The organism is Streptomyces atriruber, assembly GCF_001418325.1.
In the GTDB taxonomy this organism is placed as follows: Bacteria; Actinomycetota; Actinomycetes; order Streptomycetales; family Streptomycetaceae; genus Streptomyces; species Streptomyces atriruber.
This window is the reverse complement of sequence record NZ_LIPN01000616.1, coordinates 1-1,767: the sequence shown is the minus strand read 5'-3', so window position 1 is coordinate 1,767 and position 1,767 is coordinate 1. Positions and strand designations below refer to the sequence as shown.

General features: G+C 72.2%; 4 protein-coding genes. 2 read left to right on the top strand and 2 right to left on the bottom strand.

Annotated elements, in window-relative coordinates:
• Both AOK03_RS39290 and AOK03_RS39285 read right to left on the bottom strand, forming a co-directional pair.
• Positions 1–434: AAA family ATPase (locus AOK03_RS39290; protein ID WP_157869223.1), on the bottom strand; the 434-nt coding region annotated here is incomplete at its 3' end.
• On the bottom strand, positions 434–712 hold the full coding sequence (locus AOK03_RS39285; protein WP_055570125.1) for a hypothetical protein: 279 nt from the start codon (positions 710–712) through the stop codon (positions 434–436). The genes AOK03_RS39285 and AOK03_RS39290, both read right to left, overlap by 1 nt.
• 361 nt (positions 713–1,073) lie before the next feature.
• Between AOK03_RS39285 and AOK03_RS39280 the strand changes: the two genes are divergently transcribed.
• Together AOK03_RS39280 and AOK03_RS39275 are read left to right on the top strand one after the other, a co-directional pair.
• The gene (locus tag AOK03_RS39280) at positions 1,074–1,454 is read left to right on the top strand and encodes a hypothetical protein (RefSeq protein WP_157869222.1); all 381 of its coding nucleotides are present in this window, start codon (positions 1,074–1,076) and stop codon (positions 1,452–1,454) included.
• 96 nt (positions 1,455–1,550) lie between these two features.
• Positions 1,551–1,751, top strand: a complete 201-nt coding sequence (locus AOK03_RS39275) for a hypothetical protein (protein WP_157869221.1) — start codon at positions 1,551–1,553, stop codon at positions 1,749–1,751.
• The last annotated feature ends 16 nt before the right edge of the window (positions 1,752–1,767 follow it).

The window sequence follows — 1,767 nt, the reverse complement described above, 5'->3', positions numbered from 1 at the left end:
TCCCGCTCCCCGGCGAGCCGACGGATGCACGCCTCGCCGATCGGATGCGAGCGCACCGCATCCCGGGCGACGCACACGTCCACCGACGCGGCCGGCGCGTGCACGCGGACCTGCAGCCGCAGCCCGGCCACCGCCGCCCGCAACGGGTCGACTTGAGCGGGCGAGATGTGCGTGCCGTCCACGAGGACGTCGCAGCCGTCCGCCAGCAGCGAGGCGACGAGAGCGGCCTGCGCGCGGGCCGTTGCTTCCTCGAGCCCCTCGTCCCACCAAGCCGTCGGCGTCTGCCCGTCGAGCATCAGCCGCGGACTGTCGAGACCCACGTACCGCAGGGGCCGGTCAGCGTTGGCGATCAGCTTCCGGGCCAGCGTGGTCTTCCCCGCCGCGGGCAAGCCCTGCATGACGATCAGGCGCGGGCGGGGTTCAGCGTGCGGCATCAGGCGGCCTCGCCCCGGAGCGCGGCGAGCAGCTGCTCCCGGTTGGCGGCCTGCCGGGCTGGCGAGAGCGGCATGAGCCCGGCGGGCGGCTTGTGCTCGCGGACCCGCCCCGTGGGCGCGGCCTCGGCGTACAGCCGGCCCAACTGGTCGGCGGGCGGCAGCCGGAGGGCGCGGCGGGCGCTGGCGACGGTGGACGCGTCGCAGTGCAGCCGGTGGGCGATCGAGGCGTTGGTGTGGCCCTCACGGATCAGGGCGACGATGTCGGCACGGACCTTCACGCGGTGGCCTCGGCTTCCTGGTAGCGGCGGCGTGGACGGTGTCGGCGGGCAGGGCGAGCCCGCCGCGGCGGCAGGGCGTTCCGGGTGCGACTTCGCATTCGGGGCAGCAGGCGATCAGCCGGGCCCAGGCGGCGATGCGCTGCTGTGCGGCTTGGGCAGGGCCTTGTCGCGTGTGCGGAGGTGGCATTTCTGGTCGGGGCCGGCGGCGCAGCGGGGACAGCTGATCCCGTACAGGTCTTTGCGCTTGCCGGTGACCGGCCAGCTAGTGCCGCCGGGCTGGAGCCGGCTGGGGCCGTCGGCTATCTGCTGGCGCAGTTCGGATGTGAAGTCGCCGGACTTGCGGGCCTGGCGGGTGGCGGCGATGTCTGCGGGGGGTGGGCTGCCAGTCGGTGCTGCCTACGGGGCCTGGAGGATCCAGCTCAAGGCGAAGCCCAACGTCGGCGACAAGTACGGCGAGGAGATCCTCACCGTCTTCTCCATGCTCATGGACGACGCCGTCGATGACGGCCTGCGCACCGCCTCGCCGGTCCCGAAAGGCAAGAAGGCCCGCCGCGGGAAGTACAGGAAGAAGCCGCGCGAGCGCAAGCGCGAGATGCGCATCGTCGACGTCCACCAGCTGGCCTGCAACGCGCTCACGTTCTGGGGGCTGAACGGATTCGTCTTCGTGTGGACGATGGCCTGCACCGGCATGCGCCCCGCGGAGCTCTCCGCGATGCGCCGGGTCTACACGCACCCCGCCTGACCTGCCTCCGACCCGCTGGACGACCCGGACGAGCGAGACCGGGCCGAGCCGCACGCCGAGGACCTGGAGCGCTACGGCCCAGGTCTGATGCCCGCGGTGCGCGTCCAATGGCAGCACCAGCGGGAAGACGGCGAGCTGAAGGCGTTCCCGCCGAAATACGAGTCCCGGCGCGCCCTGGTCCTGCCTCCGTTCCTCACCTCACTGCTGGAGCTGCTGCTGGCCAGCCACGACGGCGAGTACGCATTCCGGTCGGTGACGGGCAGCCTGCTGGCGAACGCGAACTTCACCTACTACTAGGTCGTGTCTTCAAAGT